The sequence below is a fragment of the Breoghania sp. L-A4 genome, assembly GCF_003432385.1.
Classification (GTDB): domain Bacteria; phylum Pseudomonadota; class Alphaproteobacteria; order Rhizobiales; family Stappiaceae; genus Breoghania.
The window spans coordinates 4,960,643-4,974,266 of record NZ_CP031841.1; the positions used below are offsets into that span (position 1 = coordinate 4,960,643).

Consider the following 13,624-nt stretch of genomic DNA (forward strand, 5'->3'; position numbering starts at 1 on the left):
CACCCGCCGCCCTCTCATACTGTGTTTTGGTTTCAACGCGGGATGGTACCGCAAGTCCGCGAAAATGACAGACCTGCAATGGACCAAGACCAGGGTGCATGCATGACATGCGGAGCGGTCCGTGACAGCCATCCGGCAAACGGTACGAGGGACGCATGAGGACAGGAAACAGGGGATCGCGGACAGCTCTCAGCGCCTGCGCGGTCGTCGCGACGCTGCTGACGGCATCATCTGCGGGGGCGGCGGGCGACAGCCAGAACGGCGAAACGCTTGCCCGCATCTGGTGCTCGGCGTGTCACGTGGTGGCCACGGACCAGACCGCTGCAAGCGCCGATGTCCCGACGTTTCAGGCAATCGCCCGAAACCCGCTGAACACGCCGGAGAGGCTCGCGCAATTCCTCGCCGATCCGCATCCGGTGATGCCGGACATGGATCTGTCGCGCATCGAGGTTGCGGACATTATCGCCTATATCGAGACCCTGAAATAGCGCTCAGATCCTGAAACCCGCGACCAGCGGCGCATGGAACGACCCCAGTTCCGCCTCCGTGCCGCTGTCGTCCATCTCGTCGGCGAGGCCTTCGTTGAGGACCTCGACCGTGCCCAGTGCGCCGAGCAGCGCGGGGCTTGCGAGAATATGGTCGAGCATGTGCCGCCGGCCATGGTGCAGCACCGTGTACCGGCGCTGGCGCGGGATCTGCGTCTCCACCGGCGTCATGACGCGCGGCGAAAGCTCCAGGTTGCCGGTATCCTCCACATTGGCCGCCACAATGCGTAACGCCGATTCGACAGTCACCGCGTTGAAATCCCCCGCCGCCAGAACCCACGCCTCCAGGTCGCGCTCAAACACCGTCTCGATCGCCTGACGCAGTTCCAGCGCCTGGCCGACACGCTTCATCGCCGCGAGATAGTAGCCCTCTGCCCATCCAGAGACACTCTTCCAGCGCGTCGCGGAAAGCTTTTGTCCCGCGACGGGCGCCGCGATCGGCGCGCGCAAATGCACATTGAACACATGCAGGTGCCGGCCCGGCGCATCCAGTTCCACCGCCAGAATCGGTCTGTCGAACGTAATGCCGGGGTCCGTCTCGTCTCCCATCCGCGCCTCCGGCCCACCCGGATCACGAACGGCGTCACCCGTGCCGGCATGCCACTGCGGCGGCGGCACATGGTCGTGGCGGATTGCCCGGCTTGCGATCACCCGATAGCGCGAGAGCACCACCAGATTGTGCCGTTCGGCCGGAGCCGCGCCCTCCGCCACCCCGCAGGCCCGGTGAAACCCGGCGTAATCCGTGCCCTCGAGCAGCGCATCAAGGGCCGCGAAGCCGCGTCCGGGCCGACCGGGAACCCTTTGGGCGTTGACCTCCTGCAGGCACACTACATCCGCCGCGAGCCGCTCCAGCACGGGCCTGAGCCGCGCGATGCGCGGCGCGAGTGCGGCATCATTGAGCGTGTCGTCGCCAAAGGATTCCAGATTGAACGTCGCAAAGCGCATGCGGACTCCGCCGGTAATGGCCGATTCTACCAACACCAATCCTACAGCGGATCAGCGCGAAGTCCCGCCGCGGCGGTGTCGCATGCGACGGCACGCTCACACGCCGATGGGGATCTTCAGTTCCTGACCCGGAAAAATCAGATTCGGATTGTCGATCACCAGCGGATTGGCGCGCACGATGTCAGGAAACCGGGCGGGATCGCCGTAATGCGCGTTGGCGATGGCCGACAGCGTGTCCCCCGGCTGCACCTCGTAAAGACGGTATCCGATATAGCCGGGCACGATGCGCGGGCCGTAGATCACCGGCACGATGACCTTGTTGATCTCCGACCCGTCCTGCGCGCTTTCCTCGAAAATCTCGACAAACAACCGGTCGAGCGCGAAAGCCGCATTGGAAACGTCAATGGCGAGCTGAAACTGGCCGTGCTCGCCGGTGCCGCCGCCCACATTGAAATGTCCCGACACCTCGTCGTGGCCTTCATGGATACGGAATTGCAGGGTCGCCTCGAAGCCGTTGCCGATACCGCCAACCAGCACCGGGCTGCCGACGAGATCATAGGGCTTGGGCTGCTGGATTTCGTTTGTCATGGAAAATGCCTCCGGAAATCATTGATCTGAAAACGCAAGCACTGGGAGTATTGGAAATATGAAATTCGCCATCCGCATACCGGTTTCCGCAACGCAATCGGCGTCACGAAAGCGGCATGCGCCAATAGTCTAACAACAGATTATGACGAGAAACAGCCTGAAAGCGTCCGGAGCATACGCAGGCCATGCAAGCCGGCGACGCTCTACTTGGGCAACGCGACCCAGATATCCAGATCCAGGATCACATCCGGATCATAGGCGCCGGCGGAATCCTGATCCGGGAAATCCGCGCAGGACCGGTTCTTAGTGGCGATGGTCCGGATGCGCAGCAGCCCCACATCCGGACGGCCTTCCAGCGGCTGCTTGTCCAGCACCTGCGACCAGGCATAAACGGTGTCGCCGGCGAACAGGGGCGCAACGTGCCGCCCACCGTTGATTCCCGCCACATGGAACGCCGCGCCTAGCCCATTGAACGACAGCGCGCGCGCCAGGCTGATGACATGGCCGCCATAGACCAGTCGGCGGCCGAAGCGGCCTTCGCCTTCGGTATGCTGGTTGAAATGCACCTTCGCGGTGTTCTGGTACAGCCGCGTGGCCATCTGGTGCTCGGCCTCTTCCACCGTCATGCCGTCGGCATGGTCGATCTTCTCGCCAATGGCATAGTCGTCCCAGCGGTGCGCGCTGCCCGCCAGGTCATTGTTCCAACCGTCGAGATCCAGCATCGGCACGGCGTTGCCCAGCACCTGGGGTGCGAGTTCGCCCGGCAGTTCCGGGACAACCGGCGCGGGGGCGGGATTGGCGGCGTTGCGCTTCTTCACCATCACCCAACGCACGTAATCCAGCACCTCGGTTCCGTCGGCCTTGTAGCCTGTGGACCGCACATAGACGACGCCGGTCTTGCTGTTGGAATTCTCCTTCAACCCGATGATCTCGGAGACCGCCGACAGCGTGTCGCCGGGATAGACCGGCGCCAGGAACCGCCCGCCCGCGTAGCCCAGGTTGGCGACCGCGTTGAGCGAGATGTCCGGCACGGTCTTTCCGAAGACGATGTGAAACACCAGCATGTCGTCGACGGGAGATTGCGGATAATTCACCGCCTGCGCGAAGGCGTCCGAAGACTGCACAGCGAAGCGCGGGCCGAACAACGCGGTGTAAAGCGCGACATCTCCGGCCGTCACCGTGCGCGGCGTCGCATGCGCGATCACCTGCCCCAGCGAGAAATCCTCAAAGAAATTGCCGCTGTTCGTCTTGCTCACGATCATCGCATCCGCGCTCCTCACATCCCGCTGAAATAGAGCCTGTGTTGCGGTGCGGCGCAAGAGGGCCGATGGACGCGCCCTGCGGTTGATCGTGCCGCGCGTATGCTCGCGCGCACGGATACCAGCCCAGGTACCGGGCCGGGGAGCGGATGAGACATGGGGATGGGCCGGCGCATCAGGCGGCTTGTCGCCCTATTGCGCCGCCTTGGAGCCGCCGAACCAGCGCGACACCACGTCGCTGACGGCGGCGATGCTGGATTTCTTTTCTTTCGGCTTGGGCAGCGATTCGGTGGTGACCGGGTCCGCCTGCGGCTGCATGATCTCCGCCGCCGCGGCCGCACCCGTGTTGGTCTCGACAGATTGGGGAGACGCGGCGGGCACCGGCGGCATGATCAGCGGGGTGCTCGGGCTCGTCTCCACGGCCTGCTGTTCGGGCAAGCGCTGATCCTCGGGCACATCCGGGGCCTTGTCGCGCTTGAACAACCCGCCGAACAATCCGCCCGATTCTTTCGCGGTGAACGGCTTCGTCGGATTGCGCGCGGGCACGGGGATTCCCGCATAGGCCATGGCCGCGGGGTCGTCGGAGGGCACACCCTGGGCGTCGGCGTCCGAAACAACGTTCTGCGTCTCGGCGTCCGCGCTGCCGCCGAAGATCTTGGCGAGCGCCGTGTCGCCGTTCTTCCAGGCTTCCTCGCGCGCCCGCTTGGCTTCTGCCTGCGCGACCAGCACCGTCATCTTCTCGTCGTCACGGCGCTGCTTGGCGGCAACGGCCTGCTGGATCGGCGCGGGCACCTGATAGGCCGGGCATTCCTTGTCGGCGATGAACTTGTCGCGGTCGTTCTCGAGCTGCGCATCGAACACGTAGCGCTTGCCGCAGACATCGACCTTGGGCACCAGCCGCGTCACCTCGAAGTGGTCGTAGCCTTCCTTGAGCATGCGCCAGAAGGGCATGAACTCGTTGTCCGCGTGCCGGGCCATGTTTTCCGGCGTCATGCGAAACGGATAGGCCTCCACCTGGAAGTCGCGCTGACCGCCGCGGAACGATTCGCGCGCCAGCGAATAAATCTCCTGGATCTGCTCGTCTTCCATCGCGTAGCAGCCGCGCGAGGAGCACGCGCCGTGCACCATCAGGTGCTGGCCGGTGCGGCCGTAGGCGCGGTCATAGGCATTGGGATAGCCGAGGTTGAACGACAGGTGATAGGAGGAGTTGGGGTTCATCTGGCCCGGGCGGATCGTGTAGAATCCTTCCGGCGCCTGGCGGTCGCCTTCCTTGAACTTCGGCCCCAGCTTTCCCGACCATTTGCAGATCGGGTAGCTCTTCAGCAGCGCGAACTTGCCGTTCGACGTCCGCTTCCAGACCTCAAGCTCGGATTCTTCCTTGAACAGCCGCACCAGGACCGGATCGCCCGGGCTCATGTCCTTGGACTTCATGTCCGCCTTGATGGCGTAGCTCAGCGGCTGCAGATGCTTGGGTCCATAGCCAAGGCTGTCAGGCTGGCATCCCGCGACGACGCCGGCCAGCGCACAGGCCGCCGCAAGCCGGGTCCAACCGGCTCCGATCCCAAAGCTGCGCGATGTGTTCGCGGACATGCACTATCCCTGACTGTCCGGCGCGCTTGCCGCCGGTTGACCGGTCACCAGCCTAATCCGTTAACCTTTCGCATTTCTTGCCAAAGGCGAGGCTATATTTTGACACCCCTCTCCTCAAGCCGGAATTCGGCAATTCAATGACCACGCGCGGATTTCTCGCACGCTTCGTCAGCGTCCGGGCGCAAAACAGCTTGGGATCGGGAGTATGCCGCGATTTCGGACAGGTTCGGAGGAATCCGCCCCGACTAAGTCTTCTGGCCGATCGCGAGGAATTTCTCACGCCGCCGCTGGCGGATTTCCTCGGGCGCGACATTGTCAAAGCCCTCAAGCGCCGACTCGATAGCGTCACCGGCCGCCCTGATCACCTGCACCGGCTCGCGATGCGCGCCGCCGACGGGCTCGGTGACGATCTCGTCGACCACGCCGAGCCTCAGCAGGTCCTGGGCGGTGATCTTCATGTTGGTGGCCGCGTCCTGCGCACGCGCCGAATCGCGCCACAGAATGGAGGCCGCACCTTCCGGCGAGATCACGCTGTAGATCGAGTGTTCCAGCATGATCACGTGATTGGTCGCGGCGATCGCGATGGCGCCGCCGGATCCGCCCTCGCCGATGACCAGCGCGACATTGGGCACGGTCGCCTTCAGGCACGCGGCGGTGGAGCGGGCGATCGCCTCGGCCTGGCCGCGTTCCTCGGCGCCGATGCCGGGATAGGCGCCGGCTGTGTCGACGAGCGAAACCACGGGGATCTGAAAACGCTCGGCCAGTTCCATGATGCGCACCGCCTTGCGGTAGCCCTCGGGCCGCGCCATGCCGAAATTGTGCTTCAGCCGGCTCTTCGTGTCATGGCCCTTTTCCTGGCCGATCAGGGCGACGGAGCGGCCGCGAAAGCGCCCGAAGCCGGCGATGATCGCGTGATCCTCCGCAAACTTGCGGTCGCCGGCCAGCGGCGTGAAGTCTTCCACCAGGCGATTGACATAGTCGCTCATGTGCGGACGGTCGGGATGGCGCGCCACCAGCGTCTTCTGCCAGGGCGTCAGCTTCGCATAGAGTTCAGCGAGCGCCTGGCTGGCCTTGGCCTCGAGCCGCGCGATCTCGCCGGCGACGTCGACGGTCTCGCCTTCCTTGGTGAGCGTTTGCAGCTCATGCACCTTGCCCTCGAGATTGGCCACCGCTTTTTCGAATTCAAGATAGCTGCGCATGAGAATGGTCACTCGTGAGGTAGGTCTGATCGGGCCCGTGCCCTGTCGTATTCCAGTTCGCGCCCCATCCCGGTTCGCGCGCCCGTCTCGGGCGCCCTGAACCGGCGGATTCCGGAGCGGATTCGGACCATGGTGCGTCGGGCAGGAAGCCGTATGGGCTGGTCGCGGCCGCACTATCTGTCCGAAAATCGGCTGAAACGGGGCGCCACCAGCGGTTTCACTCGCCGGAGCGGCCAATGGCCGGACGCGATGCGGCGCGACACTGGCCGCAAGGGGCCGATCTGTCAAGCCGCGGTGGCAAGGCGCCCTGATTTCATGGAATGGCGGCGCGGGTTTCCCGTAAATGCACCCGCGCCTTCGTAAAACCGGAAATTGTACTAGCGGCTGGCGTGCTTGCGTTCCCCGGTGCGGATCTCAAGCTTGCGGGCCTGGACCACCAGATCGCCGGTCATCGTGCGCATGGAGATCCGATAGGGCAGCAACACGTCGCTGGTCGCCATGGGCGCCAGCCAGATTTCGATGTCGCGATTGTCGGCCATGTATTTTACCGACTTCTTGGCCGGGCGGTGGCCCGCCACCGGCACCCAGCGCGCGCCGCACACGATCACCGGGCCATCGTAGCCGCGGCCGCTGACCGTCTGGGTGCTCTTGTACGACAGCTGCACATCATAGCGCGTCCAGCCGTCGAAGATCGGAATGCGCCGGTCGCAGCCCTTGGGCGTCAGCGCCTGGCCGGCGTTGGCCACCGGCATCAGAATGGCGCTCAGCGGATCGACGATGCCGCGCTGATGGACGCGCGTCACCGGCACCCGGTCCGGTCGCTTGGCGAGTTGCGGGCTTGTGGCAATGTCGCGCACGTTGCCGCGGGACAGGCCCATCGCGACCCGCGAGGACCGCTCGCTCTCCTCGGAAATCATGTCGTAGCGGTCCGGCATCACCCTGGTGCCGTGCAGCGAGCCGGTGGCGTAGGCATTGCTCTTTCCCGCAATAATGATGCGCGCCAGGCCAGACGGACGCATGCCGACACGCGCCGAATAGGCGTCGCCCTGCAGCTCCAGCGACAGCGTGCCCTTTGCGAACACGAAGCCGGCGATGGAGATGTCATAGGCCGCGCCGACGTCGGCGTTCTCCGCCAGTACGGGTGCCGGCGCAAACGTCAGGGCGCACCCGAGCAGCGCGCCAATGGTACGCAGCGCGCCTGTTGTTTTCGCAAGGGGCCGCGCGACAGCGCTTCCAACGACTGGTTTACCGAACACCGACTGTCCTCCACACGACCGGATTCCGCGTCACAATTGACGCCGATCCGGCGATCGCGCCGCGTCTGGGAATGCGTCGCGCGAACGCGGTGCTCCCGTGGCCGATTGTTCGCCAACATGGTAACTGCCGGGTTAACGCCGCGTGCAATATCGATGGCCACGACCCGCCGGTTCCCGCGCTTTCGGCCTTGACGCCGCAAATCCGCATCACTATACCGAGGCAACTTTCCGACAGGAGCGGGATGCTGCCTCCCGGGTGCCCACCGCGTATGGCACCGAGCGTACGGCAATGAACCGCCAACTGTCTTCCGAAAAATCGGCTGCTTTCGCCGAAACCGCCAACCGAACCGGCCCGGCCGGTCAGTAATATAAAGGGTGTACCCATGGCTCGACGGTGCGAACTCACCGGCAAGGGTGTGCTGACAGGTAACAACGTCAGCCACGCGAAGAACCGCTCGCGGCGCCGGTTCCTGCCCAATCTGTGCAATGTCACGATGATGAGCGAAGCGCTTGGCCAGTCCATCCGCATGCGCGTCAGCGCCAACGCACTGCGCTCGGTTGAGCATCGCGGCGGACTGGATGCGTTCCTGGTCAAGGCAAGTGCCGATGATCTGTCGCTGAAGGCCAAGCAGCTCAAGCGCGACATCCAGAACAAGCTGGCGGCCGTCTAACGACGGCTGCGTCGCGCCACGCGCGGCACCCAAGAATTCCGATAGCGCCGCCCGGCTTGTCCGGCGGCGCTATTTGGCGTTTTGACCCCGGATGTTTCCGGCACGAGACCCGCTGGCGCCGCTTAGGGCTTGGCGCGCGGCTGCGCTCCCGTGGAGGCCGCGTCGGGCGCCACCGCATCGGGTCCGTCCATGGAGCCCGGCTGCGGCGCATCGATCAGCCGAAAACGCAGCAGCACGGTGCGCTGCAGGACCGATTGATTGTCGTCGGAAATCATCGTGATGATGGTCTGCCCGGCGGCATTCTGGTGCACCGCCAGGCCTTCCATGTTGTCGATCTGGTGACGCAGGTCCGCCTCCATCACCAGGCTCGCGTCGATAGCGCCGCCGCGGCCGAGATCCGCGCCCCTGATCCGGCGCAGCCGCATGCCGAGCCCGTACCGCAGGTTGAAGCGCCGTTCGAGCACCAGAAGATCGCCGCCGGGCAGAAAGGCCGCGTCGGTGACGTCGAAGTCATCGCTTTGGCGCAGGCGGAACGAAGTTTCCCTGCCGGGTCCGAAAATCCAGCCCGGGTTGCCGGGACGCTCCTGAGGATCCCGCTCGGCGATTCCCACCAGCGCGCCCTTCAGCGGCCCGTCTGCGGCACTCGCCGCCAGCCCTTCCAGCCCCTTGTTGCCATCCAGCGTCTTGATCGCCGCCGGCGCCTTGACGCGCCGCGCAAGTCCGCCGGGTATGCTCTGCGCTCCGTCCCAAGCCAGAACGCGGTGCTGCTGTTCGAAGGCCACGAAAATCGTCCCGCCGTCCGGCGTCATTGTCAGGGCTTCCGCGTCGCCGCGATGCCGGTTGTCCAGCGAGACGCCCTTTTTATCGAGGACCGGCCCCATCGTGGCCTCGGTGACATCCAGCGGCGTACCGTCGGCGTCCTGGCTGATGCGTGCCGAAAACCAGTTGCCCCGGTCGCTGACGGCCAGGAGCCGTTCCCCCTGCCGCAGGCTGAGCAGGCCGGAAAATCCACCGAACCGCGGATCGCTTGAGGAAATTCTCAGCCCACCGAGCCACTCGAGTTGGCCGAACACCTTCTCCGCCGGATAGCGGCCGCGAAAGCCGCCCAGCGGCTCCGCGCTGATCGCAACCGGCGTCGCGCCGGCGGCCGCGGCGTTCGACGACGCAAGAAGGGGCATCGCGCAAACGGCCGCGAGACCCAGAACACCCGCGAGGCCGCCGCGCGGCCCGTGGCGCGGCCACATTGGCGCCACCGAGCACATCAGGCGCGCCGTCTGCGCGTGCCGCGCCTCGTGTCGGTCTTGGGCGTCTCATCGAACAGATCCGCGAGTTGGTCGGTCATCGCGCCGGCCAGTTCATCCGCGTCGACTATGGTCACCGCGCGCTTGTAGTAACGGGTCACGTCATGGCCGATGCCGATGGCGTTCAGTTCCACCGGAGAGCGGTTCTCGATCTCGTCGATCACGTGGCGCAGGTGACGTTCGAGATAGTTTCCGGGATTGACCGACAAGGTGCAGTCGTCGACCGGCGCGCCGTCGGAGATCACCATCAGGATGCGCCGCGCTTCCGGCCGCGCCAGCAGGCGGGTGTGCGCCCATTCGAGCGCCTCGCCGTCGATGTTTTCCTTGAGCAGCCCCTCGCGCATCATCAGCCCGAGATTGCGGCGCGCGCGCCGCCACGGCGCGTCCGCCGACTTGTAGATGATATGACGCAGGTCGTTCAACCGCCCCGGGGTCGCGGGCTTCTCCGCCTGCAGCCACGCCTCGCGCGCCTGCCCGCCCTTCCACGCACGCGTCGTGAAACCGAGAATCTCCACCTTGACGCCGCAACGTTCCAGCGTACGCGCCAGGATATCGGCGCACGCCGCGGCCACGGTGATCGGTCGGCCGCGCATGGAGCCCGAATTGTCCAGCAGCAGCGTAACGATTGTGTCGCGGAAATCCGTCTCGTGTTCGTGCTTGAAGGCCAGCGGCTGCATCGGGTCCATGATGATGCGCGCCAGCCGCGCGGAATCGAGGATCCCTTCTTCCTGGTCGAAATCCCAAGCCCGGCTCTGCTGCGCCATCAGCCGCCGCTGCAGCCGGTTGGCGAGCCGCGCCACGGCGCCCTGCAGGTTGACCAGCTGCTTGTCGAGAAAGCCGCGCAACCGGTCGAGTTCGGCCGCGTCGCACAGGTCTTCGGCGGAGACCACCTCGTCGAACGCGGTGGAGAAGACCTTGTAGTCGGACACCGGAGGCTGGTTGGAGAAGGGGAAATCCTGCCGGTCGGCGTCGCCTGAATCCTCGGCGTCCGCGTCCGCGTCGGTGTCCTGGAACTCCTCGGAGTAGCTTTCACCGGACTCCTGTTCGCCCGCGTCCTGCTCGTCGCCGGACATCTCGCCGTCCTGCGAATCCGTGCCCTCGTCGCCTTCGGTGTCCTCGTTGTCGCCCGACGTCGCATCCGAGCGCTCGTCCTGACCCTCTTCCTGGTCCTGGTCGTCCTGATCTTCGGGATTTTCCGATCCCAGTTCGTCGGCCATGTCGAGATCGGCGAGCAGATCGCGCACCGTCTGCGCGAAACCCTTCTGGTTGTCGACGCAGGTGGAGAGCGAATCCAGCGTGCGACCGCCCTTCTCCTCCACCCATTGCCGCCAGGCATCGACCAGGGGCGCCGCGTTCCGCGGCGGTCTTTGGCCGGTCAGCCGCTCACGCACCATCAGCGCCAGGGCTTCCTCCAGCGGCGCATCGGACTGAGAGGCGATTTTTTCCGCCTCGCCCGCGTAGCGCTGTTCCAGCATGGCGGTGATATTGCCGGCCACCCCGGCCATCGCCCGCGCGCCGATGGCCTCGCAGCGCGCCTGCTCCACGGCCTCGAAGATCGTGCGCGCGTTCTGGCCTTCCGGCGCCAGTTGCCGGTGCACCTTGGGATCGTGGCAGGCCATTCGCAGCGCCAGCGCGTCGCCGTGGCCGCGGGTGACCGCGATATCGCGGGCGCTCGGCTTGCGCGGCAGCTCCGGCAACCGCGCCCGCTCGCCGCTGACGCCGGGCTGGTCCGAGGAAAACACCACCTCCAGCTCCGGGTCGCGCGCGATCGCCCGCATGGTGACGGACACCGCGCGCTTGAACGTGTCGTTGGGCAAATCGCCTCGCCCGCCCGGATTGCTGTTGCTGCCCGGCCCTGCCATTGCCGCCTACCTCTTTACAATTGCGGGGTCCAGGACATCGATCTCGACATCCTCGACCCGCGCACCCGACAGGAGAATCTGCGCCTCATCGACCGCCTGCAACGACAGCGAACTGATGCCCTGGTTCATGCCGCCGTATTTGACGAGAAAGAACCCGTCGAACACGTGAAATCCATGCTGAAGACTGTGTCCCTGCGTGGCCACGATCTCCGTTTCCATGTCGGGCCCCGGCTTGTAGGTGACGAACATCTCGCCATCCACATAGGCCTGCACCTGGCCGTCCCGGGAGCCGCTCCCGTCCTCGAAGGAGACCTTCAGGCCGACGATCGAATCCACCGAGTCGGAAAGAAACCCCTCCAGCGCCGCGAAGTTGTCATCCGTCACCGTGCCGTTGACCCGGTGGATCACCGCCGCCGCCGCGGCTGTCCCCGTCTGCAAGGCGACCGGCGACAGCAGCAGCAACGCCAGGAAGGCGCGTCGGAACCCGGTCATCCTAGCTCAGCGCCACATTGACCGATGATTCCGGCAGATCCTCGCCAAAGCAGCGCTGATAGAACTCGGACACCACCGGGCTTTCCATCTCGTCGCACTTGTTGAGGAAGGTCATCTTGAAGGCGAAACCGATGTCGCCGAAGATGTCGGCGTTCTCGGCCCAGGTGATGACCGTACGCGGGCTCATGACGGTCGACAGGTCGCCGTTCATGAAGGCGTTGCGGGTCATGTCGGCGACGCGCACCATCTTGGAAACGATGTCGCGGCCTTTCTCGTTCTGGAAGAATTTCGCCTTCGACAGGACGATTTCCACCTCGTTGTCATGCGGCAGATAGTTCAACGTGGTGACGATCGACCAGCGGTCCATCTGGCCCTGGTTGATCTGCTGCGTGCCGTGATAGAGACCAGAGGTATCGCCCAGGCCCACCGTATTGGCCGTGGCGAACAGGCGAAAGGCCGGATGCGGCTTGATGACGCGGTTCTGGTCGAGCAGCGTCAGGCGGCCGGAGGCCTCCAGCACGCGCTGGATCACGAACATCACGTCCGGACGGCCCGCGTCGTATTCGTCGAACACCAGCGCCGTGTTGGTCTGCAGCGCCCAGGGCAGGATTCCGTCGCGAAATTCGGTGACCTGCATGCCGTCCTTGAGAACGATGGCGTCCTTGCCGATCAGATCGATGCGCGAGATATGCGCATCGAGATTGACGCGCACGCACGGCCAGTTGAGCCGGGCGGCGACCTGCTCGATATGCGTCGATTTGCCGGTGCCGTGATACCCCGTCACCATCACGCGGCGGTTGCGCGCGAAGCCGGCGAGAATGGCAAGCGTCGTCGGTCTGTCAAACAGATAGTCGGGGTCGAGATCCGGAACATGCTCGGTAACCTGTGAATAGGCCGGCACGTCCAGGTCGCTGTCGATTCCGAACACCTGCCTGACGGAGATTGTCATGTCGGGCATGTCGGCGTGTGTCTCTACGGCTTCAGTCATCGATCCTCCGCTGGCCCCAGCTGCGGGGCATACGAACGTGGGAGAGGTTTGCGGCGCAGACTAAGGCATGCGGTTGCCGCGGCCTAGAGCGCATTGCGCGAAAATGGATACGGTTTCAGGGAGGGAAGGCACCGAGAAACCCGGATCCGGAAGTCCGGTTACCGGTCTGGACCGGCCCGTGGCGGCTAGCAGAGCCCGGCCTGTTTGAGGATGTTGTAGGCCTTGATGATTTCGCTGAGCTGGTCCTCGCTGGATCGGTCGCCCCCGTTGGCGTCCGGGTGATGCAGTTTGACCAGCTCCTTGTAGCGCGCCTTGATTTCAGGCCCCCTGGCGGTGCCGTCAAGATTGAGCACGCCCAGCGAGCGGCGCTCCAGCGCCAGCAGCTTGCGTTGCCGCGTCTGCTGCACCGGATCGGGCCGCGTCGCGCGCTCGCCGTCAAACAGGCTGAACGGATCCTGCATGCCGGAGAAGCCCGCATCGGGGCCCTTCGCCGCCTTCTTTTCGTCAACCCCCATCCGCCATGTCGGCCGGTGCCCGGTCAGCGCGTCCTTCTGGAAGGTGCGCACCTGGGTGTCGTTCATGCCGTCGAAATAGTTGTAGGACTTGTTGTATTCACGCACGTGGTCGATGCAGAAGTTCAGATACTGCCCTTCCGCGCCACGGCCCTTCGGCGCCCGGTGCGGTCCGGCGAGGTCACAGCCTTCCCATTGGCACATGGGCCCCGTGTCCACGCGCGGGGCCTGCTTGCCCCGCTTGGATCCCTTGGCACCCTTGGCGCCCTTGATGCGGATGCTGTCGAAGATTTTGGAATCGAGTTTCATTTCGTCATTCTGGCTTCAAGCTGGTATCGGAACACGGGAGGCGGTCTCCGAAACCGCGCGACAGGATGGGTGCAGCATAGGTGCAGCGCCGATGGGCGTCGAATCTG

At 65.0% G+C, this 13,624-nt stretch carries 13 protein-coding genes; 2 read left to right on the forward strand and 11 right to left on the reverse strand.

The features are described from left to right. Positions 1-155 precede the first annotated feature (155 nt). Positions 156-488, forward strand: a complete 333-nt coding sequence (locus D1F64_RS22670; protein ID WP_248304557.1) for a cytochrome c — start codon at positions 156-158, stop codon at positions 486-488. 3 nt (positions 489-491) lie between these two features. Here the strand turns inward: D1F64_RS22670 and D1F64_RS22675 are convergent, their stop codons facing one another. The 6 genes from D1F64_RS22675 to D1F64_RS22700 all read right to left on the reverse strand — a co-directional run bounded on the left by D1F64_RS22675 (position 492) and on the right by D1F64_RS22700 (position 7,382). After that, the gene (locus D1F64_RS22675) at positions 492-1,490 is read right to left on the reverse strand and encodes an endonuclease/exonuclease/phosphatase family protein (protein WP_117414265.1); all 999 of its coding nucleotides are present in this window, start codon (positions 1,488-1,490) and stop codon (positions 492-494) included. 96 nt (positions 1,491-1,586) lie between these two features. Further along, positions 1,587-2,078, reverse strand: coding sequence for a Gmad2 immunoglobulin-like domain-containing protein (locus D1F64_RS22680; RefSeq protein ID WP_117414266.1), 492 nt, complete (start codon positions 2,076-2,078; stop codon positions 1,587-1,589). A gap of 203 nt (positions 2,079-2,281) precedes the next feature. Continuing rightward, positions 2,282-3,334, reverse strand: coding sequence for a MaoC family dehydratase (locus D1F64_RS22685; protein ID WP_117414810.1), 1,053 nt, complete (start codon positions 3,332-3,334; stop codon positions 2,282-2,284). 195 nt (positions 3,335-3,529) lie between these two features. Then, positions 3,530-4,927 (reverse strand): murein L,D-transpeptidase family protein, encoded by a 1,398-nt coding sequence (locus D1F64_RS22690; RefSeq protein ID WP_117414267.1) that lies wholly within the window; start codon positions 4,925-4,927, stop codon positions 3,530-3,532. A gap of 245 nt (positions 4,928-5,172) precedes the next feature. Then, positions 5,173-6,126 (reverse strand): acetyl-CoA carboxylase carboxyltransferase subunit alpha, encoded by a 954-nt coding sequence (locus D1F64_RS22695; protein ID WP_117414811.1) that lies wholly within the window; start codon positions 6,124-6,126, stop codon positions 5,173-5,175. A gap of 377 nt (positions 6,127-6,503) precedes the next feature. Further along, positions 6,504-7,382, reverse strand: coding sequence for a DUF3108 domain-containing protein (locus D1F64_RS22700; protein WP_205470584.1), 879 nt, complete (start codon positions 7,380-7,382; stop codon positions 6,504-6,506). Between the two features lie 383 nt (positions 7,383-7,765). Here D1F64_RS22700 and rpmB point away from each other — a divergent pair, with 383 nt between their 5' ends. Further along, positions 7,766-8,053 (forward strand): 50S ribosomal protein L28, encoded by a 288-nt coding sequence (gene rpmB / locus D1F64_RS22705; protein ID WP_117414268.1) that lies wholly within the window; start codon positions 7,766-7,768, stop codon positions 8,051-8,053. A gap of 122 nt (positions 8,054-8,175) precedes the next feature. Here the strand turns inward: rpmB and D1F64_RS22710 are convergent, their stop codons facing one another. The 5 genes from D1F64_RS22710 to D1F64_RS22730 all read right to left on the reverse strand — a co-directional run bounded on the left by D1F64_RS22710 (position 8,176) and on the right by D1F64_RS22730 (position 13,517). Further along, entirely contained in the window at positions 8,176-9,231 is a 1,056-nt protein-coding gene (locus D1F64_RS22710) for an esterase-like activity of phytase family protein (protein ID WP_162901719.1), read from the reverse strand. An 83-nt stretch (positions 9,232-9,314) separates the two neighbouring features. Then, positions 9,315-11,216, reverse strand: coding sequence for a cobaltochelatase subunit CobT (gene cobT / locus D1F64_RS22715; protein ID WP_117414270.1), 1,902 nt, complete (start codon positions 11,214-11,216; stop codon positions 9,315-9,317). Positions 11,217-11,222: 6 nt separating this feature from the next. Continuing rightward, the gene (locus D1F64_RS22720) at positions 11,223-11,708 is read right to left on the reverse strand and encodes a hypothetical protein (protein ID WP_117414271.1); all 486 of its coding nucleotides are present in this window, start codon (positions 11,706-11,708) and stop codon (positions 11,223-11,225) included. A gap of 1 nt (position 11,709) precedes the next feature. Then, a complete protein-coding gene (cobS, locus tag D1F64_RS22725) occupies positions 11,710-12,696 on the reverse strand; it encodes a cobaltochelatase subunit CobS (protein WP_117414272.1) in 987 nt (328 codons plus the stop codon). A gap of 185 nt (positions 12,697-12,881) precedes the next feature. Next, on the reverse strand, positions 12,882-13,517 hold the full coding sequence (locus D1F64_RS22730) for a J domain-containing protein (protein WP_117414273.1): 636 nt from the start codon (positions 13,515-13,517) through the stop codon (positions 12,882-12,884). Positions 13,518-13,624 lie beyond the last annotated feature (107 nt).

Excerpts from the sequence above, each read along its gene's own strand:
- D1F64_RS22720 (WP_117414271.1), bottom strand. The coding sequence starts at position 11,708 with ATGACCGGGTTCCGACGCGCCTTCCTGGCGTTGCTGCTGCTGTCGCCG.
- D1F64_RS22710 (WP_162901719.1), bottom strand. The coding sequence starts at position 9,231 with ATGCCCCTTCTTGCGTCGTCGAACGCCGCGGCCGCCGGCGCGACGCCG.
- D1F64_RS22670 (WP_248304557.1), top strand. The coding sequence starts at position 156 with ATGAGGACAGGAAACAGGGGATCGCGGACAGCTCTCAGCGCCTGCGCG.
- D1F64_RS22675 (WP_117414265.1), bottom strand. The coding sequence starts at position 1,490 with ATGCGCTTTGCGACGTTCAATCTGGAATCCTTTGGCGACGACACGCTC.
- rpmB (WP_117414268.1), top strand. The coding sequence starts at position 7,766 with ATGGCTCGACGGTGCGAACTCACCGGCAAGGGTGTGCTGACAGGTAAC.
- cobT (WP_117414270.1), bottom strand. The coding sequence starts at position 11,216 with ATGGCAGGGCCGGGCAGCAACAGCAATCCGGGCGGGCGAGGCGATTTG.
- cobS (WP_117414272.1), bottom strand. The coding sequence starts at position 12,696 with ATGACTGAAGCCGTAGAGACACACGCCGACATGCCCGACATGACAATC.
- D1F64_RS22695 (WP_117414811.1), bottom strand. The coding sequence starts at position 6,126 with ATGCGCAGCTATCTTGAATTCGAAAAAGCGGTGGCCAATCTCGAGGGC.
- D1F64_RS22730 (WP_117414273.1), bottom strand. The coding sequence starts at position 13,517 with ATGAAACTCGATTCCAAAATCTTCGACAGCATCCGCATCAAGGGCGCC.
- D1F64_RS22690 (WP_117414267.1), bottom strand. The coding sequence starts at position 4,927 with ATGTCCGCGAACACATCGCGCAGCTTTGGGATCGGAGCCGGTTGGACC.
- D1F64_RS22680 (WP_117414266.1), bottom strand. The coding sequence starts at position 2,078 with ATGACAAACGAAATCCAGCAGCCCAAGCCCTATGATCTCGTCGGCAGC.